The sequence below is a fragment of the Pseudodesulfovibrio sediminis genome (assembly GCF_020886695.1).
Lineage (GTDB): Bacteria > Desulfobacterota > Desulfovibrionia > Desulfovibrionales > Desulfovibrionaceae > Pseudodesulfovibrio > Pseudodesulfovibrio sediminis.
In genome coordinates this window covers 3,726,152-3,746,900 of sequence record NZ_AP024485.1, presented here as the reverse complement: position 1 = coordinate 3,746,900, position 20,749 = coordinate 3,726,152, and the positions used below count along the sequence as shown (strand labels likewise).

22 protein-coding genes are annotated in these 20,749 nt (G+C 53.9%); 15 read left to right on the top strand and 7 right to left on the bottom strand.

Features of this window, described 5'->3' with window-relative positions; genetic code table 11:
- Nucleotide 1 precedes the first annotated feature (1 nt).
- Together ahbA and SRBAKS_RS17735 are read left to right on the top strand one after the other, a co-directional pair.
- The gene (ahbA, locus tag SRBAKS_RS17740) at nt 2–451 is read left to right on the top strand and encodes a siroheme decarboxylase subunit alpha (protein WP_229592290.1); all 450 of its coding nucleotides are present in this window, start codon (nt 2–4) and stop codon (nt 449–451) included.
- Between the two features lie 23 nt (nt 452–474).
- Entirely contained in the window at nt 475–801 is a 327-nt protein-coding gene (locus SRBAKS_RS17735) for a hypothetical protein (RefSeq protein WP_229592288.1), read from the top strand.
- A gap of 16 nt (nt 802–817) precedes the next feature.
- Here SRBAKS_RS17735 and SRBAKS_RS17730 read toward each other — a convergent pair whose 3' ends face one another.
- Nucleotides 818–1,591 (bottom strand): substrate-binding periplasmic protein, encoded by a 774-nt coding sequence (locus SRBAKS_RS17730; protein WP_229592286.1) that lies wholly within the window; start codon nt 1,589–1,591, stop codon nt 818–820.
- Between the two features lie 193 nt (nt 1,592–1,784).
- Here SRBAKS_RS17730 and rpe point away from each other — a divergent pair, with 193 nt between their 5' ends.
- The 3 genes from rpe (at nt 1,785) to SRBAKS_RS17715 (ending at nt 4,922) form a co-directional block, all read left to right on the top strand.
- Nucleotides 1,785–2,435: a ribulose-phosphate 3-epimerase gene (gene rpe, locus SRBAKS_RS17725; RefSeq protein ID WP_229592284.1), complete on the top strand. Its 651-nt coding sequence runs from the start codon at nt 1,785–1,787 to the stop codon at nt 2,433–2,435.
- 65 nt (nt 2,436–2,500) lie between these two features.
- Nucleotides 2,501–4,429 carry an ATP-binding cassette domain-containing protein gene (locus SRBAKS_RS17720; RefSeq protein WP_229592282.1) on the top strand — a complete coding sequence of 643 codons (1,929 nt, stop codon included), beginning with the start codon at nt 2,501–2,503 and terminating at the stop codon, nt 4,427–4,429.
- A gap of 1 nt (nt 4,430) precedes the next feature.
- A complete protein-coding gene (locus SRBAKS_RS17715; protein WP_229592280.1) occupies nt 4,431–4,922 on the top strand; it encodes a GNAT family N-acetyltransferase in 492 nt (163 codons plus the stop codon).
- Nucleotides 4,923–4,997: 75 nt separating this feature from the next.
- On the opposite strand, the gene SRBAKS_RS17710 is transcribed toward SRBAKS_RS17715, so the two are convergent.
- Both SRBAKS_RS17710 and SRBAKS_RS17705 read right to left on the bottom strand, forming a co-directional pair.
- On the bottom strand, nt 4,998–8,021 hold the full coding sequence (locus SRBAKS_RS17710; protein ID WP_229592278.1) for a proline dehydrogenase family protein: 3,024 nt from the start codon (nt 8,019–8,021) through the stop codon (nt 4,998–5,000).
- A 21-nt stretch (nt 8,022–8,042) separates the two neighbouring features.
- Complete coding sequence (locus SRBAKS_RS17705) at nt 8,043–8,516, bottom strand: Lrp/AsnC family transcriptional regulator (protein ID WP_229592276.1); 474 nt, start codon at nt 8,514–8,516, stop codon at nt 8,043–8,045.
- A gap of 155 nt (nt 8,517–8,671) precedes the next feature.
- Here SRBAKS_RS17705 and SRBAKS_RS17700 point away from each other — a divergent pair, with 155 nt between their 5' ends.
- The 7 genes from SRBAKS_RS17700 (at nt 8,672) to SRBAKS_RS17670 (ending at nt 14,382) form a co-directional block, all read left to right on the top strand.
- Nucleotides 8,672–9,814 (top strand): ABC transporter permease, encoded by a 1,143-nt coding sequence (locus tag SRBAKS_RS17700; protein ID WP_229592274.1) that lies wholly within the window; start codon nt 8,672–8,674, stop codon nt 9,812–9,814.
- A 9-nt stretch (nt 9,815–9,823) separates the two neighbouring features.
- Nucleotides 9,824–10,618 (top strand): ABC transporter ATP-binding protein, encoded by a 795-nt coding sequence (locus SRBAKS_RS17695; RefSeq protein ID WP_229592272.1) that lies wholly within the window; start codon nt 9,824–9,826, stop codon nt 10,616–10,618.
- Between the two features lie 8 nt (nt 10,619–10,626).
- A complete protein-coding gene (locus SRBAKS_RS17690; protein ID WP_229592270.1) occupies nt 10,627–11,778 on the top strand; it encodes an MlaD family protein in 1,152 nt (383 codons plus the stop codon).
- 15 nt (nt 11,779–11,793) lie between these two features.
- Nucleotides 11,794–12,411: an ABC-type transport auxiliary lipoprotein family protein gene (locus SRBAKS_RS17685; protein ID WP_229592268.1), complete on the top strand. Its 618-nt coding sequence runs from the start codon at nt 11,794–11,796 to the stop codon at nt 12,409–12,411.
- Complete coding sequence (gene yjgA, locus SRBAKS_RS17680; protein WP_229592266.1) at nt 12,411–12,944, top strand: ribosome biogenesis factor YjgA; 534 nt, start codon at nt 12,411–12,413, stop codon at nt 12,942–12,944. Before SRBAKS_RS17685 ends, yjgA begins: the two co-directional genes overlap by 1 nt.
- A 93-nt stretch (nt 12,945–13,037) precedes the next feature.
- A complete protein-coding gene (locus tag SRBAKS_RS17675) occupies nt 13,038–13,307 on the top strand; it encodes a hypothetical protein (protein WP_229592264.1) in 270 nt (89 codons plus the stop codon).
- Between the two features lie 172 nt (nt 13,308–13,479).
- The gene (locus SRBAKS_RS17670) at nt 13,480–14,382 is read left to right on the top strand and encodes a DMT family transporter (RefSeq protein ID WP_229592262.1); all 903 of its coding nucleotides are present in this window, start codon (nt 13,480–13,482) and stop codon (nt 14,380–14,382) included.
- Here the strand turns inward: SRBAKS_RS17670 and SRBAKS_RS17665 are convergent.
- A complete protein-coding gene (locus SRBAKS_RS17665) occupies nt 14,379–15,206 on the bottom strand; it encodes a 1,4-dihydroxy-6-naphtoate synthase (protein WP_229592260.1) in 828 nt (275 codons plus the stop codon). The two genes, SRBAKS_RS17670 and SRBAKS_RS17665, sit on opposite strands and share 4 nt — an antisense overlap.
- A gap of 143 nt (nt 15,207–15,349) precedes the next feature.
- On the opposite strand from SRBAKS_RS17665, the gene mqnE reads away from it, so the two are divergent.
- Genes mqnE through SRBAKS_RS17650 form a run of 3 tightly spaced genes read left to right on the top strand, consistent with a single transcriptional unit; the run spans nt 15,350 to nt 18,338 of the window.
- Complete coding sequence (gene mqnE, locus SRBAKS_RS17660; RefSeq protein ID WP_229592258.1) at nt 15,350–16,444, top strand: aminofutalosine synthase MqnE; 1,095 nt, start codon at nt 15,350–15,352, stop codon at nt 16,442–16,444.
- Nucleotides 16,445–16,446: 2 nt separating this feature from the next.
- The gene (mqnC, locus tag SRBAKS_RS17655; RefSeq protein ID WP_229592256.1) at nt 16,447–17,514 is read left to right on the top strand and encodes a cyclic dehypoxanthinyl futalosine synthase; all 1,068 of its coding nucleotides are present in this window, start codon (nt 16,447–16,449) and stop codon (nt 17,512–17,514) included.
- Nucleotides 17,514–18,338 (top strand): menaquinone biosynthetic enzyme MqnA/MqnD family protein, encoded by an 825-nt coding sequence (locus SRBAKS_RS17650; RefSeq protein ID WP_229592254.1) that lies wholly within the window; start codon nt 17,514–17,516, stop codon nt 18,336–18,338. The genes mqnC and SRBAKS_RS17650 overlap by 1 nt, the downstream gene beginning before the upstream one ends.
- Before the next feature lie 7 nt (nt 18,339–18,345).
- Here the strand turns inward: SRBAKS_RS17650 and SRBAKS_RS17645 are convergent, their stop codons facing one another.
- From SRBAKS_RS17645 to SRBAKS_RS17635, 3 genes are all read right to left on the bottom strand, one after another.
- The gene (locus tag SRBAKS_RS17645) at nt 18,346–19,233 is read right to left on the bottom strand and encodes a selenium metabolism-associated LysR family transcriptional regulator (protein ID WP_229592252.1); all 888 of its coding nucleotides are present in this window, start codon (nt 19,231–19,233) and stop codon (nt 18,346–18,348) included.
- A 75-nt stretch (nt 19,234–19,308) separates the two neighbouring features.
- Nucleotides 19,309–19,713, bottom strand: coding sequence for a 50S ribosomal protein L17 (gene rplQ, locus SRBAKS_RS17640; protein ID WP_229592250.1), 405 nt, complete (start codon nt 19,711–19,713; stop codon nt 19,309–19,311).
- A complete protein-coding gene (locus SRBAKS_RS17635; protein WP_229592248.1) occupies nt 19,703–20,743 on the bottom strand; it encodes a DNA-directed RNA polymerase subunit alpha in 1,041 nt (346 codons plus the stop codon). Before SRBAKS_RS17635 ends, rplQ begins: the two co-directional genes overlap by 11 nt.
- Between the last annotated feature and the right edge of the window lie 6 nt (nt 20,744–20,749).

Genomic DNA, 20,749 nt, shown 5'->3' with positions numbered 1-20,749 from the left:
TATGGATTCCTACGACAAGCAGATTCTGGATATCATTCAGTCCCACTTCCCCCTGGCTTCCCGCCCGTATGAGGAAGTCGGCAAGCAGGTGGGGCTTTCCGAAGACGAAGTGCTGGAGCGCGTGCGCGACCTGAAGAAATCAGGACTGATCCGACGCATGGGCGCCAACTTCACGTCCAAGGCTTTGGGATGGCAGTCCACCCTGTGTGCGGCATCCGTTCCGGACGACAAGATCGACGAGTTCGTGGCCGAAGTGAACAAGCACGATGGCGTCACGCACAATTATCTGCGTGAAAACGAATTCAACATCTGGTTCGCGCTCATCGCCCCGGACATGGACGCAGTGGAGGCCATCCTCGCATCCATCACCGAGGCCACAGGCATCAAGGTGCTGAACCTGCCTGCGGACAAGCTGTTCAAGATCAAAGTCGACTTCAAGATGGACAAATAATGGCAGGACTGGCAGGAGTACCTATGCACAAGATTTTCAAGGTACTTCTGCTTGGTCTTGCAGCAGGCATTCTGGACGCCATTCCCATGGCGTTCACAACGGTGACCTGGCAGACAATCATTGCCACCCTGATCAACTGGCTGGGACTCGGCATCATTATCTCATATACCCGGTACGCATTGAATAGCTGGGCATCAGGCATGCTTATCGGCCTGATCACCGCAATTCCGCGCGCAATCCTGACCTACCCGAACAATCCCGGCGGCATACTTCAACTTCTGGTCTTTGCCCTGGTCCTCGGCGGCTTGCTGGGCTACACGGCGGAACGGCTGATTGCCGACCAGCCCTGAGTACGCCTCAAAGAGCCTAGTCCCCATCAGACTGGACAGGTCCCAGGGTCGCATTTTCATCCGAAAAATACTTCGCTCTGATCCGGTCATACCGACTCCTCCCATCCACGGCCTTGCGCTTCAGACGGTCTAACGCAGCCTGCAACCGGGTGATATACTCGTCATCGGTCGTCTTGTTGAACCCATAGTACAAGCGCGTCGGTTCAACCAGATACAGCAATGAAAATTCCTCTGTCTCCAGTCCCTCTTCCTGCATCAGATGTCGGCTTGCCTTCACCGCCTGAATTATCAGGTCCACCCTTCCGGCATGGAGTATTCTGAGCTGGGTTCTGATACTGCTGACCTTCACAATATGCTCTTCTATCCCGGGGAGACTATTGACCAACATGAGCATGGGAGCCGTGTTGCGTACCATTGCGATACGATACTTGAACAGATCGTCTGTATGACGAATGACCAGATTATCCGCTTTTCGACCGAACACCCCAATCTGTATCTCATTGATAGGCCCGACCCATTTGAACCTGTCTTGGCGATCCGGCAAGAGAGTGAGAGCAAGTAATGCAGTACCGGGCGTTACTTCCACATCATGAACGGCCCGCCCCCAGTTCGTTTTCAAAATGATGTCTTCCGAAAAAGTCTCCCCGGCTTCAGCCAGCACTTCCTTCAACAAATCCACAGAAAAACCCGTAATCTTCCCGTCAGGCTCCAACTGTATCATCGGGGCAAGGCTGCCGGCATAAAAACGGATGTCATCAGACTGAACCGGGACCGCCGTCAGCACCCCCATAAGGCCAAGACAAGTCCACAATATTGCTGGTGATATTTTGATAATACAACGCATACCAAGAATTATAGAGCATTTCACACAAAAAGAAAACAGTCCGTATGATCCTCTGCCTTGGTCAACGCGAAAGACTTGCGATCACGCTCACTAGCGGGTACACCTCCTCTATCACAATTGACGAAGCGGAGTTGACATTATGATTCTATCCCCCTCCATGCTTTCTTCGGATTTCACCAACATGGAATCCGAGTTGAAAGCGCTGGAAGCTGCCGGCCTTGAATGGGTCCATCTGGACATCATGGATGGCATGTTTGTGCCCAACATCACCTTTGGCCCTCCCATCATCAAAGCCATGCGCGCAAAGTCGAATCTCTTTTTCGACTGTCACCTGATGATCAAGGAGCCTGGCCGATACATTCAGGATTTTGCCGACGCTGGCGCAGACCTCATCTGCGTACATGCTGAAACCTGTGATCATCTGGAACGTGTTTGTGCCCAAATCGCCGAGACCGGAGCCAAACCAGTCGTGGCACTCAACCCGCACACGCCTCTTGAGAGTATCAAATACCTGATTCCGCAATTGTACATGGTCCTTATCATGTCCGTGAATCCGGGTTTTGGCGGCCAGAAGTTCATCCCGTTCTGCCTGGACAAGGTCAAGGAACTGCGTGCAATGATCACTGAAGCCAAGGCCGACACGCTCATCCAGATCGACGGTGGCGTCACTCTGGACAATGCTGCCGAGTTGACGGCGGCAGGCGTGGACATTCTCGTGTCCGGCTCTGCTTTCTTCGGCTTCCCTCCCTACGACGAACGACATCAGGCTTTTCAAAACGTCTGCAAGTAACTTTCATATGTATTGAATGAATTCGGGGGTTGGTCCGCCAGCTCCCTTTTCTTTGAGGATCAGAAATGGCCGTTGTTTCCCTGCACGACATATCCATAAACTTCACCGGAACAATTCTGCTGGACGGTATTTCCATGCAAATCGAACCGGGTGAACGGGTCTGCCTACTAGGCAGAAACGGCGAGGGAAAATCCACGCTGCTCTCCATCATCGAAGGCATAACCAAACCGGATGAAGGGAGTATCGACTATGCCCGAGGCTCCAAGGTGGCCATGCTCCCGCAGGAAGTGCCCCAGAACCTCGACGGTTCGGTGTACGATATCGCGGCACAGGGGTTGGGCGCTGTAGGACGAAACCTGTCAGCCTACCACGATGCATCCCGGGCGCTGGCCGAATCAATTGACCCGGACGACGCTCAGGTCACCAACCTGGAACGCGCCCAGCATGCCCTGGAAGATGCCGGAGGCTGGCCTCATCACCAGACCATCGAGACCGTGCTCTCCCACCTCAAGCTGGATGGCGACGAATCCTTCTCCTCCCTGTCCGGCGGCACCAAGCGCCGTGCGCTCCTGGCCCGCGCCCTGGTGAGTGACCCGGACCTGCTCATTCTGGATGAACCGACCAACCATCTGGACATCGACTCCATCTCATGGCTGGAAGATTTTCTCCTGCGACAGAATACGACCCTGCTTTTCGTCACCCATGACCGCGCCTTCCTCAAACGCTTGGCCACACGCATCATCGAGCTGGACCGAGGCAAGCTCTATAGCTGGGATTGCGATTACAGCACGTACCTGGAACGCAAGGACGCAGTGCTTGAAGCCGAGGCCAAGCAGAACCACAATTTCGACAGAAAACTGGCGGAAGAAGAAGCCTGGATTCGCCGGGGCATCAAGGCCCGACGTACCCGCAACATGGGCCGGGTCCGCGACCTGCGCCAGATGCGGAAGGAACGCCAGGCTCGGCGGGATCGGACCGGCTCGGTCAAGATGGTCATTCAGGATGCGGACCGTACGGGCAAACTGGTGGTGGAAGCCACGGACATCTGTTTCGGGTTCGACGACACCCCGCTCATCTCCGATTTTTCCGCAGCGGTCATGCGTGGTGACAAGGTGGGCCTGATCGGTCCCAATGGCGTGGGCAAGACCACCCTGCTCAAGATTCTGTTGGGAGAACTGGAGCCACAATCCGGCTCCATACGGCACGGCGTGAACCTGCAAATCAGTTATTTCGATCAGTTGCGCGAACAACTGGATGAGACTCAATCAGCCCGGCACAATGTGGCTGACGGCAACGACTTCGTCACCATCAACGGCAACCAGCTCCATGTCATGAGTCACCTGAAAAATTTCCTGTTCACCCCGGACAGAGCCAAGGTGCCCGTCTCCGTCCTCTCGGGCGGCGAACGCAACCGCCTGCTCCTGGCACGGCTGTTCACTCGCCCTTCCAATGTTCTGGTCATGGACGAACCAACCAACGATCTGGATGTCGAGACCCTCGATCTCCTTGAGGAACTGCTCATGGACTATCCCGGCACCCTGCTGCTGGTCAGTCATGATCGAGCCTTCCTGAACAACGTGGTCACCTCCACTTTCGGTTTTGAAGGCAATGGGTGGGTTGCTGAATACGTAGGCGGGTATGATGACTGGATTCGCCAGCGTCCGAACACTCCGGCGCCAACAACCAAAGCCTGTAAGGCCAAACCTGAAGCCAAACCGAAAAAACCGGCAAAACAGAAACTCAGCTACAAGGAAAAGTTCGAGCTGGAAAAAAAGCAGGCCGAACTCAAAAAAATACCGCTTCTCATCGAAAGCCTTGAAACAGACCTTGAAGAGCTGCAAACCAGAATGGCCGCCCCGGATTATTTCAAAAACTCCGGCGAGGTAATGGCTGACGACCAAAAGCGCCTTGAAAGCCTTGAGTCTGACCTTGAAATCGCCTATGAGAACTGGGAACAACTTGAATCAACCCTTGAAGGGATAGAATTGGATTAACATGAACAACTTGATCATTCGTACTGTTGAACCCGAAGACCTGACCGCATGTCACACAATTGAGGCCAACTGTTTCCCCCCTTGCGAAGCCGCATGGACAAGCTCTCTGCAGAATCGTATTGAGGAATATCCCGAAGGATTTCTCGTAGCCGAACTGGACGGGGACGTGGTTGGACAGGTCAATTCAGGCTCCACTGACAAAGAAGACATCTCGGATGAAGAGTTCAAGAAGCTCATCGGTCACGATCCTGATGGCCGACATATCGTTATTTTTTCCCTGTCCGTACACCCCAATTATCAACGCCAGGGCATTGCGGACAAACTCATGAGCAACTTCATCGAACAGGCCCGCGAACTCGGCAAGTCCACGATCAAACTGCTGTGCAAGAAAGACCTGCTCCCCTACTATTCCCGGCACGGATTCCTTGATGACGGCCTCTCCGCCTCAGATCATGGCGGAGCCGAATGGCACGCAATGACATTGTATATCTAATCACTTTCCCATTGCTCACAAAAAAAGGCCCGGCAGGACGAATCTGCCGGGCCTTTTATTATTGAGAGTAGCGTTCTAGCTGACCCACTCGTCATCTTCCTCGATGGGAGTGAAGCCACGGCGCATGGTGTTCTCACAGACCAGACGCGGATCCAAGAACTGCAACAGATAATCGGGACCGCCGGATTTGGAGCCGACACCGGACATCTTGAAGCCACCGAATGCGTGACGTTCGACCAATGCGCCCACGGAGGGCTTGTTCAGGTACAGGTTACCCACTCTGAACTCATTGAAGGCCCGTTCCAGATTGCGCGGGGAGCGGGAATAAATGGCTCCGGTCAACGCGAACCGGGTGGAGTTGGCAATATCGAGCGCCTCGTCCATATCCTTGGCCCGCATGACAGACAGAATCGGCCCGAAGACTTCCTCTTGCGCGATGCGGTGTTCCTTGGTGATACCGTCCACAATGGTCAGTGGCACATAACACCCGCCAGTGGCCTTGAGATCCGCGGAAACCTCGTGCTTGACCAGCACGTTCCCTTCACTCTCGGCAATTTCGAGATAGCGCAGCACATTTTCCTGAGCGGCCTTGTCCACCACCGGTCCCATGTAGTTGGAGGGATTCTCCGAAGGGCCAAGCTTCACGGATTTGGCGGCTTCGGTCAGACGCTCAATAAACCGATCATAAATGGCATCGAGCACGATGACGCGGGAACAGGCAGAGCATTTCTGGCCCTGAAATCCAAAGGCTGCGTACAACACGCCGAGCACGGCTTCATCAAGATCGGCATCATCGTCGATGATGGTCCCGTTCTTGCCGCCCATCTCCGCGATGACCTTCTTGCACTGCTGCTGGCCGGGATGCACCTTGGCAGCGCGTTCCTGAATGCGCAGACCGACTTCCATGGAACCGGTGAACGCGATGACGGAAACCTTCGGATGGTCAACGATATGATCGCCAATGACCGACCCTTTACCGGGGCAGTAGTTGAACACGCCGTCGGGCAGCCCTGCGGCCTTCCACATTTCGACCAGTCCGTAGCCAACGCAGGAGGATATGCCCGCTGGTTTGTAGACCACGGGGCAACCGGACACGATGGCGGCTGAGACCATACCCACGGAGATCGCCAGCGGAAAGTTCCAGGGAGCGATGACAGCGGCCACGCCCTTGCCCTGATAGAAGAGTTGGCTCATCTCGCCGGGAGCACGTCCCATACGGCGGGGGTTGCCCAGACGAATCATCTCGCGGGCGTAGTATTCAAGGAAATCAATGGCCTCGGCGATATCCGCGTGGGCCTGATCCCACTGCTTGCCCACTTCCAAAACCTGTGTAGCAGACAAATCATGAATATTGTCCTTGAGGTACTGGGAGGCTTTGAGCAGGACCTCGGCACGCTCCCTGGGCGGAACATCCCGCCAGGAAAGGTAGGCCTCGGATGCGGCGTCAATGGCCATGTCCGCCTCGGCTACACCGGCCTGACAGACCGAACCGATAATTTCGGACGGGTCCGCCGGGTTGTAGGAGTCAAGGTGAACATCGGTACGCACTTCCTTGCCGTTGATGAACAATGGCACTTCACCGCCCATCCGACTGCGGATCTTGGCAATGGATGCAGGGAATGCATTGCGTTCGGACTCAAGGGTAAAATCGACAACCGGGAAGTTGGAGAAACGGGAAAGGCCATCCCTCTGCTCAGGCTCGGGGGTGACGCATTTCTCTTCCAACTGCCGACGCAGGGTCACTTCCGGATTCTCCAAAAGGACATCCATATCGGCTTCATCGGCGAAAGTCTGCTTCAGGAACGATTCGTTGGCCGTATTCTCCAACAGGCGACGGACAAGATACCCCATGCCGGGCAGCAAGTCGCCGTAAGGGCAATAGAGACGCACGCGCTTGGCAACATTCTTGAGGCCCTTGCGCACGGGTTCGGCCATACCATAGAGAACCTGGAACTCGTACCGCTCTTCCGGCACATTCAGCTCGGAAGCGGTCTCCATGACGGCTGAGATGGAGCGGATATTGTGCGAAGCACACGCAAAATGGCAGATGTCGGCATTCTCAAGAATCATTTTGGCCACACGCTCAAAGGCGATGTCGGACTCGGGCTTGTGGGTCCAGACAGGCACGGGCCAGTCGTTCTGCTTGGCCATGACGGTTTCGTAATCCCAGTACGCTCCCTTGACCAGACGAATGGATATGGGAAGCCCCTTTTCTCGAGACCAATCAAGGAGACCGCGAACATCATCGTCCACGCAACGCAGATACGCCTGAAAAACAATACCGAGATGCGGATAGTCGGGATACTTGGTGCGCAGCCGTTTGTACAATTCAATGGTGGCATCCTTGTACTTGAGCGACTCCATGTCGATGCACATGAACCCGCCCATCTCCATGACCTTCTTGTAGATGGGTTCGATCCGCTCCATCATGCCTGAGGCCGTACCATCCAGATCCACTGACTTGGATTGCGAATAGAAGGCCGTCGGCTTCACGGCCACATTGACCTTGGGAGCATGGCCCCAATCCAGATCGCCGGAGCCGCCTTCAAGCGGTTTCCACTTTCCAAGTTCCTTCTGGATGGCTTCGAGCACTTCAAGGTAGCCTGCCTGATAGGCAGCGGATTCCGCCTCGGAGACCGTGGCCTCCCCCAGAAGATCGAGCACAAAAGCAAAGCCGTCTTTCCTGAGTTTCTTGATGCCCTTGACCGCTTCCTTGGAAACCTGACCGATAATGAACTGTCGCGCCATGGATTCAATGTTGGAGCGGATGGTCTTGTTCAGGACCTTGGCAACAAGCCCGCCGCCAATCTTGGTCTTGGTCGCTCCCCATTTGAGCACATCCGGGATATTGGCGTCATCGGTGGCGAAATATTCTTCAATATGCCGAGAAAGAGATTCAGAAGTGTTGAGACAGGGCAACACGTCAACAAAACGAAACATCTGTATTTTGAAGTCTTCGTTCTTCATGGACCAGTCCATCACCTTGCCAGTCCACCATCCTTTATTGAAGATGGAGGGTGATTCGCCGGAAATAGACTTGAAGAACTCCCTGCCCCGAGCAATGATTCTCGGATCCAGGGAGGAAATGTCAGTGGTCATCTGAGTCTCCTTAAGGTATAGCTATTTATCGTCACCGGGTAGCGGAATAACTCTGGATTCCTTGACTGTGGTCAGTACAATAGTGGAATTCGTGTCGCGAACAGGTCCCAACGTGCCAAACTTGGCCAGCGTCGCCTGCAGCGCTTCCGTATCTTCCACGCGCACTTTGACCAGGTAGGAATCACGACCGGCGGTGTAATGGACTTCAAGCACTTCGGGAAATTCGGCCAATCGCTGACCGACTTCGGTGGCGCCGACGCCCTCTTCCACGCGAATGGAAGTGAATGCGGTCAAGCCACTGCCGAGCGCTTTGTGATCAACAATACACTCGTACCCCTTGATGATGCCGCTCTGCTTCAGCTTGCGGACACGTTCCAGCACGGCGGAGGGGGCTTTACCCACCTTGCGGGCGATCTCGGCGTTGGAGACCTTGCCATCAACCTGAAGTATATTCAGGATTTCCAGATCAAGATTGTCGATTTTTCTGTTATTCATGCTTAAAAGGAATAATATTCTTTTCTTTCCATGTCAACAGTTCTCTCAGCCGATCAAATGCCAAATGAGAATATCAACCTTTCCATTTCTCAAATCCTCAGATATTATTACGAATAAAACGCATTTTGACTTCCAATGGGAACCGGCACAATCGCATGACTGGACAACCTGACCAACAATCAAAAACCGCTGTCACCATCTCGAATACGGATGGCGGACTCGTCATGGCCTTTGCCGGTCGCCTGGATGCCCAGGGCACCTCTGCCGTCTGGGAAAAGGCAGTTCACGCATTGCGGCCGAACAGTGTCCGTTCCATAGCAGCCGACCTGTCAGCCATTACGTATATTGATGGTGCCGGTGTTGCCCTGCTCCACAAGCTCAAACAGCTGGCCCTTCAATCCGGCAGCGAGCTGACACTGCACAACCTCAGGGACGAAGATCAGAAACTCGTCAACCTGACCTGGGACAAGGAGCTGCCCTCCTGGAGTCACAAAAAGAAAGAACGCCGAGGCATCGCTGTCGCCATAGGCAAAGCCACGGGAGAGCTGTGGTGGGGCCTCCGCGAAATGATCACCTTTGTGGGCGAATCCTCTGCCCTCCTGGTTCAGGCGCTTCTCCGACCGGGACAGGTCCGCTGGAAGGACGTAGTTCTTTCCTGTCTCAACGTTGGTGTAGATTCCCTGTTCATCATTATTCTCATCGGCTTTCTGATGGGACTCATCATGTCATTTCAGTCTGCCATCAGCCTGCAACGTTTCGGCGGCGAAATATTCGTGCCCAACATGCTCGGACTGGTCATGTTCCGGGAAATGGGCCCGCTGGTGACCTCCATTCTGCTGGCTGCCCGGTCCGGTTCGGCTTTTGCCGCAGAAATCGGCACCATGAAAATCAATGAAGAGCTGGACGCGCTGACCACAATGGGCCTTTCGCCCATGAAATTTCTGGTCGTGCCCAAGCTCCTGTCAACCATGATGGTCATTCCCATGATGACCATGTTCTTCAACCTGGCATCATTGGTGGGTGGTGCCGTGGTCATGCTCTCGCTGGGATACCCGCTGGTGACATTCACCTCCCGCGTCTTTGCCTATCTCAGCTTCAGCGATTTCTGGGGAGGAATGGCAAAGGCTCTCGTGTTCAGTTTTCTCGTGGCCGGAGTGGGCTGCCTGCGCGGCATGCAGACCCGGACCGGAGCCAGCGCCGTGGGCCTGTCCACCACCAGCGCGGTTGTTTCCGGCATCATCCTCATCGCCTTTGCGGACGGCCTATTCGCCATGGCCTTCTACTATCTGGGAATATAGGTGAAGATCATGAACACGCCGAAAACCGTTATCAGCGTCCGCAACCTTACCTGCGGGTACGATGACAACGTCATCGTGGACAATGTCAGTTTCGATATCAAGAAAGGCGAGGTCTTCATCATTCTGGGCGGATCGGGCTGCGGCAAATCCACCCTGCTGAAAAACATGATCGGCCTCATCCACCCCATGGCCGGTGAAGTCTGGTATGGTGACGACGAGCTGACGTCAGCGACCGGAGATGAACGAAACGCCATCATTCGCAAGTTTGGCGTCATGTATCAGATGGGGGCGCTTTTCGGCTCCATGTCACTGCTACAAAACATTCTGCTCCCCCTTGAGGAGTTCACCTCCCTCCCCCGTGAGGCCATGGAGATCGTGGCCAAATCAAAACTCGCCATGGTCAATCTTGAAGCCGCGGCCTACCAGATGCCGGCGGCATTATCGGGCGGCATGAAAAAAAGGGCCGCCATTGCCCGTGCCATGGCCCTTGATCCGGGCATCCTGTTTCTGGACGAACCGGGAGCCGGTCTTGATCCCATTTCCAGTGCCGAACTTGACGAACTCATACTTGAACTGTCACGAAATCTGGGCATTACCTTCGTCATCGTCACCCATGAACTGGAATCCATTTACAAAACGGCAGACCGGGTTATCATGCTCGACAAAGACGTTAAATCCATTGTGGCGGAAGGTGATCCAAAACACCTCCGGGATACTTCGGAAAACCTGTTTGTCAAACGCTTCTTCCACCGTCAACCGTCACTGAAAATCCCTATGACCGATCAGGACTCCAAAGGAAACTGAGGATACGGATGATACGAAAAAACGACTATTTCAAATTAGGTGTCTTCATCATCGTCGGTGCCAGCATGCTCATTGCTGTGATCATCATTCTGGGCGCCGGACGATACTTTGAAACCACCTACGGCCTGGAAACCTACTTTGACGAATCCATCAACGGTCTGGCTGTGGGGTCACCCGTCAAACTCCGGGGAGTCAATATCGGCCGTGTGTCGGTGATCAATTTCGTGTCCAACGAATATGAGGAAGCGCAAGGCGGTGAGGCCCGCTACGTCTATGTCAAATGTGACATCAACCCGGACCTCTTTGACGATATCCCTGAAAAGGAATTCAGAAAGAACCTGCACAGTCAGGTGACCCGCGGCCTTCGGGTCCGTCCCACTTCCCTGGGGCTGACCGGCCAGCTCTTTCTGAATATCGTGTATGAAGACCCCGCAAGCAGCAAACCGCTGTCCATTACATGGAAACCCGAATATACCTATGTTCCGTCCACTGCCAGCACCATGAGCCGCGTGGAAGGCGCCATTGCAAAGATCAGTAAGACCATCGGCAGCCTGAAACAGGAAGACATTGAGTCCATCATCGCCGACGTCAAATCAATCGTGGGCACACTCAACGACATCATGCAGACCGAGGGCGGTCAACGTGCGGGCGACCGGATGCTGGACATTCTGGATGAAACCCACTCCGTGTTGAAACGCATGGACACGCTGCTGGCTGATCCGGCCACGGCCCGCATCATACCGGAAACAGCCGGGGCAATAACATCGATCAATCGGATCACAACGGATTCCGCCGACGACCTCATCGCAGCGGCCGCCGAAGCGAGGAAGGCGCTCGAAAGCTTCAGACAGGCCTCCGCAGTGCTGAGCAAGACCCTGTCCGACCCCCGTATGGACGCTGCCATGAACGAGATCGCCCCCACCTTGGAGAACATCTCCGAGGCGTCAGGCAACATGACGGCCGCTGTTGCAAAAATACACAATCTTGTCAATAGGTTGAACGGACTTGCTGCATCAGAAGAAGCGAATATCCGCTCTATCCTTGAAGACACCCGTCAGGTCATGCAAAACGTCAAGGAGCTGTCTGGAGATGCCAAACGCTACCCCTCAGGCATGCTTTTCGGCGCGCCCCCGAAACCGCCAAAAGCTGAAGAGAAATAAACGGAGTTTATCACAATGAAACGCCACCATATCCTTCTCCTCTTACTGGCCGTGTCTCTGGTGACCACCGCCTGCGTCAAGCTGGGCGGCAAGCCTCTGGACAAGAAGTATTACCAGATCACCCCTGTACGTACTGCCGCCCCCGCCCCCCAGAGCTACGACTTTGTGCTCAAGGTCAGACGTCTGTCGATCTCGGACCTCTATAACACCCGTGAGTTGATCTACCGCCAACCCCAGGGGCGTATCGAATCGGATTTCTACAGCATGTTCTTCGTGCCCCCGAGCAATATGCTCACCACCGAACTGAAAAAATGGCTCAATGAATCAGGGCTGTTCTCGCACATCATCGAGCCGGGGAGCATGGTGGTCCCCGGACTGACCCTGGAAGGGGTTGTCAACTCGCTCTATGGCGACTATACCGGCAACACACCAGCCGCAATCGTGGAGATGCAATTTTTTGTCGTGGACGAATCCACGGCAAACAATGTCATTGTTTTCTCCAACACATACACCCAGCGCATCGGCTTTGACACTCCGAATCCGCAGGCTCTCATTGAAGCCATGACAACGGGTGTCCAGACAATTTACACTGACCTTGAAAACGACCTGTCAGCAGCACAGCTGAACAAATAATGAGCAAGAAGAAACGCAATTACCGCCCCGAAGAATTCGACGAGGTCGATGACCGTCCAAGTCGTACCAGAATGAAAAAGGACAGCGCCGAGTTGCAAAAACTCGGACTGGCTCTCGCCGCTCTTGGCGATACCGTGGTCAAGGAAGCCGGCCTGCCGCCCGAAGTGGAGGAAGCTCTTCTCCGCATCAAGACCATCTCCAAACACGAAGCCAAGCGCAGACACCTGCAATATGTAGGCAAGCTCATGCGTACCTTTAACACTGGACATGTACGTGAAATAGTTGAAGCAGCTGAAGCGGGACACTCCATCAATACCGCTGAATTCCATCGCCTTGAAGCCCTGCGAGACAGACTGGTGGACGGCGACGACGACTTGTTGCAGGAACTGTTCGACCAGTACCCGGAAGAAGGGCAACGACTGCGTCAGCTTACCCTGAGTGTACGCAGGGCCAAAGCCAAGGGGAAACCAGCCAAGGATTCGCGCACCCTTTTCAAATTCCTTCGCAACCTGCCCCCGGCACCTGAAAAATAATCACGCGGCCCCTTGACGTGGGCCAATGCGGAATTATCTTTCATGACACTGAACACACTCGGGGGCTGAGCCTCCGTACCCAAGGAGATATCAATGGTTATTCATGAATACGCTGGCATTGTTACTGAATTGCCTGACAGAGAATGTCCGCACTGCGGCAAAATCATGGGCGCATGGCTCGCTCCGCCGGAAACCGGCTGGAATGTCATCCTGATCTGCAATAACAACAACTGCGCCCATTATCTCGGTTCCGAAGATGATATCATACATAAGCGTGAAGATTCCCACCTGGGTTGCCGCTATGCAGAAGATCCGGACAACGGTTTCAAACCTGTCAATGTCCTCGCCGTCTGCCCCCACTAAGCAAGAGTTTTTTTAGCATATAAGGAAAAGGGCGCTGTATATCACAGCGCCCTTTTCTCTTTTCTCCCCTTACTCTTCTGATGGAGATCATCCAAAGATATGATGATCACCCCCGTTCCCAACCAGTATGAAGAATGCTATCCAATGCCTGAATTACTATGAGGTGTAATCAGTGGAAGTTGAGCAAGATAAGACAAGGGCATTTATCGCCCTCTGGGCTGCGGTCACACTCTGGGCGAGTTCTTTCATCGCCCTGAAATTCGCCTTCCAGAGATTTGACCCCATGGTGGTCATCTTTGGTCGCATGTTCGTGGCATCAGTATGTTTTCTGCTGGTCTTCAAACGGTTCAAGAATATTGATTACCGTCCTGGGGACTGGAAGCTGCTGCTGTTCATGGGAATCTGCGAACCAGGATTCTATTTTGTTTTTGAAGCACTGGCGCTGACCAAGACAGACGCTTCGCAGGCTGGCATGATCTGCGCCCTGCTCCCGCTCATGGTCGCCGTGGCCGCCCGTTTCATTTTGAAGGAGCAGCTGACCCGCCGCACCGTAACAGGCTTCTCTCTGGCAATAGCCGGCGCAATAATACTGTCTGTTGCGGCAGAATCAACGGAAACAGCGTCCAATCCGCTGCTCGGTAATTTTCTGGAATTCATGGCCATGATCTGTGCCTGCGGATACATGATCGCCATGAAAAGACTCATGCCCCGCTACAGCTCCTGGTTCCTGACAATGATTCAGGCTTTTGTGGGAGCCATATTCTTTTTCCCGCTGCTCTTCCTGCCCTCAACCACCCTTCCTACTTCCTTTGATTTGACGGGCATCGCCACGATTCTCTATCTGGGGGTCTTCGTAACCATCCTGGCATACGGGCTCTACAACTACGGCATGTCCAAGATTCCGACAGGACAGGCCTCATCCTTCATCAACCTCATTCCGGTCATCACACTGGCATTGGGCTGGCTACTGCTCAACGAGCGCCTCAACTGGATTCAGTACGCCGCGAGCATTCTGGTCATCATCGGCGTCTACGTCAGCCAGGAGAAATCCTCAAAGAAGAAAGTGACCGCTTAAAGGGCAATGAAAATATCATTCCGGGTACAGCCGGCTTCGGACAGCAGGCGCTTCACGGCAGCCATCCCGCCCTCGCCCACGTCCATGCTGTAATCCGTGACAAAGGTCTTGATGTGCGTCTTGATGACGTCATCATCCATCTCCTGCGCGTGTTCCTTGATATACCCCGCACCTATGGTCGGATTATCCCGTGCAATCGTCAGACTCGCCCGAATGGCCTCGTTCATGGCCCGGGCTGTATCCTCTCCCAGAGCGCGCTTGATGGCAATGGCCCCGAGTGGAATGGGCTGGCCGGTATGCTCTTCCCACCAGGCGCCCAGATCAAGCACACGAAACAATCCCTGCTCCTGATAGGTAAAGCGCCCCTCATGAATAAGCACACCTGCGGCCACTTCTCCCGCCTCCACAGCCTGCATGATCTCGTCAAAAACCATCTCTTTCAGCTTGACCGAAATTCCGGCTTCGCGGCAGGCCAGCCCGAAAAGCAGATTTGCCGTGGTTTTGCGCCCAGGAATGGCCACTGTTGCGCCGTCAAGATCGGCCAGGGCACACTCCTTTCCTGCCACCAGAATCGGCCCCACGCCAAAGCCCATGGCACCGCCAGCCCGGAGCAGGACATACTCATCAAGGATGTCGGCTGCGGCAGCCACGGAGACCTTCACCACATCAAGCTCTCCACGTGAAGCCTTCCCGTTCAGTTCTTCCACGTCCACAAGCGTGACATGCAGCTCACCGGGCCATTGGACAAGCCCTGTGGCCAGGGCATGAAATATATACGTATCATTGGGGCAGGGGGAATATCCGAGAGTCGTTGTTCGAGACATTTTTACTCACTTGGCAGGTTGTTTTCCACACCGTGTTGACAGGGTGTACAACCCCCCATATACATGGTGACCACTTGCTGAATTAGCGAAACCCGCCACAAAGCGCAAGCTCGCCGGGTATACCCCGTAACAGGGAGACATATATGCAAATTTTCAAAAGCGATTACTTCAAGAATATGGGCCTTGGTGGCGTTCGGGCCAAAGTAGAAAACGGCGAGCGACTCTCCTTCGAGGATGGCCTGCGCCTGTTCGAATGTCCCGAACCTTTGGCCGTAGGCGCACTGGCGCATCAGATGCGTATCCGCTTGCACGGGGACAAGGCGTTTTATGTGGTCAACCAGCACGTCAATTACACCAATATCTGCATCAACGGATGTGTCTTCTGCGCCTATCAGCGCGAAGAAGGCCAGGACGGCGGTTTCGTGTTGTCAAAGGAAGACGTCATGGTCAAGCTCGACGGAGCCGCTCTGACACCCCGTGAAGTGCACATCGTTGGCGGCTGTCATCCCAAGCTCCCCCTCGCCTACTTCGAGGACATCCTGTCCGCTATAAAGGAACGCTATCCGGACGTCATTCTCAAATGCTTCACTGCGGTCGAGATCGCCCATTTCGCACGACTGGAAAAAACGACAACAAAGGATGTACTCTCCCGCCTCAAGACGGCAGGACTGGACATGCTCCCCGGCGGCGGAGCCGAAATTTTCAATCAATCCATTCGCGAGCAACTCTGCCCGCGCAAGTCAACAGCCGAAGAATGGCTGGCGGTACACGAAGAAGCCCACGCGCTGGATATGAAGACCAACTGCACCATGCTCTTCGGCCATATAGAGACCATGGAAGACCGTGTCGATCATCTAGTCCGCCTGCGTGAATCCCAGGACCGTGGCGGCGGCTACACCTGCTTCATCCCCCTCCCCTTCCTGACCGAAAACAGCCAATTGAGCATCGAGAATCCCCTTACCGGACTGGAAGAATTGCGCACCATCGCCATTTCCCGCCTCATGCTCGACAACATCCCGCACATCAAGGCGTACTGGGTCATGCTCGGTGTGAAGCAGGCACAGGCCGCCCTCAAGTTCGGCGCGGACGATTTTGACGGCACGGTCGTTGAAGAAAAGATCGGGCATGAAGCCGGAGCCACCTCTGAACAAGGCATGACGCGCATCGAGCTTGAAGAAATGATCACAGGGTGCGGATGCACCCCCGTTGAACGCGACGGCTTCTTCAACGAGGTATAATCATGGCAATCAACATCATTTCCCAAAAGATTCTTGACGGTGGCCGCATTGATTTCGATGAGGCGATGGAGCTTTACACCAAAGCAGATTTCCATGATCTGGGTCACCTCGCACACCAGGTCAGATTGGCAAAGCATCCTGACCCAAACGTGACCTATGTCGTGGATCGGAACATCAACTATTCCAATATCTGTGTTTGCTGCTGCAAATTCTGCGCGTTCTACAAGGGGCTGGACGAAGAAGGCGGCTACGTACTGACCTATGAAGAAATAGGCCAAAAAATTCAGGAAACGCTTGATCTTGGCGGAACACAAATCCTCATGCAGGGCGGACACCACCCGGACCTACCGCTCTCCTGGTATGAGGATATGCTCCGCTACATCAAGCAGAACTACACGGTCCACATCCACGCGTTCTCTCCGCCCGAGATCGTTTTCTGGAGCGAAAAGGAAGGCATTCCTACCGCAGAAGTTATCGAGCGGCTGCACAAGGCCGGATTGGACTCCATCCCTGGTGGTGGTGCGGAAATCCTGGTGGACGAGGTCCGTTCCGCTGTAGCCCCTAATAAATGTCCTGCCGGTCAATGGCTTGGCGTCATGGAAGAAGCCCACCACTTGGGGCTGCGCACGACCGCCACAATGATGTTTGGCCACGCAGAGACACCCGCCCAACGACTGGAGCATCTCTTTTCCGTACGCAACACACAGGATCGCACCGGTGGGTTCACGGCGTTTATTCCATGGACATTCCAACCGGACTACACGCAGCTGCCGCATTGCCGCAAACTAACAAGCGTGGAATATCTCCGCACCCTTGCCGTATCTCGACTGGTGCTGGACAATGTGGACAATATCCAGGTTTCCTGGGTCACCATGGGGCCGAAAATCGCCCAACTCGCCCTCTATTTCGGCGGCAATGATTTTGGGTCTACCATGATTGAAGAGAACGTGGTCAAAGCCGCTGGTGTCGCTTTCAGGCTCACCCGCGAAGAAATACACCGGCTGGTACACGCGGCCGGTTTCGTGCCCAGACAACGCACCATGGATTACACGCTGCTGGAGAACGACTAATGGCTATACGTCTTGGCAGAATCGGATACCTCAATGTCCTGCCCATATATCACCCGCTTGAATCCGGAATAATCGAAAACGATTTCGAAGTGGTTTCCGGACCGCCTTCCAAATTGAATATACTGATGGATGAAGGCAAACTGGATATTTCTGCAGCATCATCCATCGAATACGCCCGACATGCAGAAAAATACTATCTTGTCCCAGACATCGCCATCGGTAGCCGGGGACCCGTACAAAGTGTTCTGCTGCTGAGCCGCTTTCCCGTGGAAGAGCTTGAGGGAAAAACCATTCTGGTCAGTTCTCAAACACACACCTCTGCAGCGCTGTTATCCGTCCTGCAATCCCAACACTGGAACATCACGACCGATTACAGTATCGGCAGCGCATCCTTCGCGCTGCAAAACGGCGATCGACCGGATGCGATCCTGGCCATTGGTGACGAAGCGCTCAATCTACGGTATCACCCGGAATACCCTCACAGGATAGACCTAGGAGAAGCCTGGAGAGAACTGACAGGACTGCCCTTTATATTCGGCGTCTGGCTGGTACAACGCAAGAGCTGGGAAGAGCACAAAGAAAAGCTGATGGATGCCGCAAAGAAATTGATTAAGGGCAAAGAGTGGGGAACAGCCAACATGGCTCAAATCTGCTCTATGGCCGCAGAGAAAAGCTGCATGACTGACGAGGAAATGAGTTCCTATTTCAAAGGACTTGTCTACGATCTCGGGCCTGAAGAAAAAGAAGGCATGCTCGTATTTTACCGGCACCTCAAGGAAAGCGGACTCATAGAGCGCATCCCTGAACTCATCTTTATACCTTGATCAACGACTATTTGTTGAACTCGACAAACGCTTTGAGTGCAGGGAACATATAGCGCCCACGATGGTGGATAAGATAGAATTTTCTGCGCCCTTCGAGTTCGGGCACTTTCAGTTGCACGAGCTTGCCACGCTCAAGATAGTCATCTGCAACAAGTCTTGATATAAAACACACACCCACACCATTGAGCGCGTGAGAAAGGCTTTCACAAGTGCCTTCAACCTGACACCGCACCTTGAGAGAACGAGAGGAACTGCCGGTTTTGACCAATGCGCTTTCAAGAGCCATGCGAGTCGCCGATCCTCTCTCCCGCATGATCCACGGTAACGCCAACACTGCTTCAAGGGCCAGCTCCTGGTCGGTATCCATCAACCATGGAGCGGAAGGCGAAGCCACCACCATGGTTTCATCCTCTGCAATAAGATAGCTCTGTAAGTCACTATCTTCCGGATCAAGACCAACTATGCCCACCGGCCAGTCACCGTTGAGTACCCGTTTCACGACTTCTGAAGTATCACCAGTATGGACGGTAAAACTCACTTCCGGGTAGCTAACAGAAAACTCGGAAACGAGGCGGGGCAAGATGCTGTGGGAAGGAATCGTGGAACACCCTATCTGAAGATCCCCGACAACACGGTCTCGGAGTTCCTCGATGGAAGCTTTGGCGCTGTTCAGATTCTCGAATATGACCATGGCACGGCCATAAAGGACGTTTCCGGCCTGAGTAGGCATAACTGACCGACCGAGTCGATCAAAGAGCTTGACGCCGAGCTCTTCTTCCAGATTCGCCACATGTGAACTAATAGTCGGCTGAGAAAGAAACATCATGTCACCAGCTTTGGAAAAGCTCTGCAACTCATACACCTTGCAAAATGCTTCCAGCTTTCTCAAATCCATCCTATTACTCCCATTGATAATCTCAATAATAACAAGGAAAAAAGAGGGCAAGCATATGGCCTGCCCTCTTAATAATTATGCTTCTTCAGACTTAGGTGCTTCTTCAGCAGGCGCTTCGGCTGCAAGCTTGGTCAGCTCAATGATGACCATGGGTGCACAATCGCCCTTACGCGGCTGGGACAGCTTGATAATGCGGGTGTACCCGCCAGTGCCGCCCTCAAAGCGAGGACCGATTTCATCGAAGAGACGCTGAACCATCTGATGGCTGCCAAGGACCTTGTAAGCCTGACGGCGTGCATGGAGATCATTGCGCAGAGCCAAGGTGATGAGCTTGTCGATGATACGACGCAGTTCTTTTGCCTTGGGTTCAGTGGTGCGAATCTGCTCGTAAGTCATGAGCGCGCGGGCCATGTTCTTGAACATGGCGGCACGGTGAGTATTGGTCCGATTCAGTTTGCGACCTGACTTTCTATGCCTCATTTTTCTCTTTCCTCTTCAACCATTCCTGGTATTTCTTGTCAAAATCCTCAACGGTCATACCGAACTTGAGGGACATGGCATCCAAGACCCGACGAATTTCGTCAAGGGACTTGCGACCAAAGTTCTTGGTCTTGAGCATGGCCTGTTCGGTGCGCTGAACCAGCTCACCAACCAACTGGATGTTGGCGGCCTTCAAGCAGTTGGTGGCACGAACGGAAAGTTCGAGTTCATCAATGGACTTGAAGAGGTTGGGGTTCAAATCAATGGCATCTTCCTTTTCCTCTGCGGTCTCGGAAGAAAGCTCATCGAAATTGATGAACACCGAAAGCTGATCTTTCAGGATCTTGGCGCTGTATGCACAGGCATCCTCGGGAGAGACGGAACCGTCTGTCCACACTTCGAGGATGAGCTTGTCGTAGTTTGTCATCTGTCCCACACGCGCCTGTTCGACGGAGTATGCGACTTTCTTAACGGGGGAGTAGCTGGCGTCGAGGACCATGGAGCCGATTTCGTCGGTCAGTCCTTCGTGCATGTCGGCAGGAACATAGCCCTTGCCCATGCGAACTTCCAACTCCATCTTCATGGAGCGAGGTTCAGTCAGTGTGGCAATCAGCTGATCCTTGTTCAGAACGGTGACGTTCTGATTTTCCTGGATCATGCCAGCGGTGACCTGGCCTTTCTTGTTGGCTTCAAGGACCAAGCGCTGAGGCTCGTCCGTGGTCATTGCCATGCGAACCTGCTTCAGGTTCAACACGACCTCGGTCATGTCCTCAAGCACGCCCGGTACGGTGGTAAACTCATGCTGCACTCCCTCAATGGTGGCGGACACGATGGCACACCCCTGCATGGAGGAAAGAAGAACCCGGCGCATGGCATTGCCAATGGTAGTGGCAAAGCCGCGTTCCAAAGGTTCGCAGATGAATTTACCGTACATTTCGGAGGACTTGGGATCGCGCACGAGTTTCTCGGGCTTGACCAGTTCGCTCCAATTTCGGGTGTTGATGAGTTTGTCGCCGTTCTCAATAAGCATGAAGTC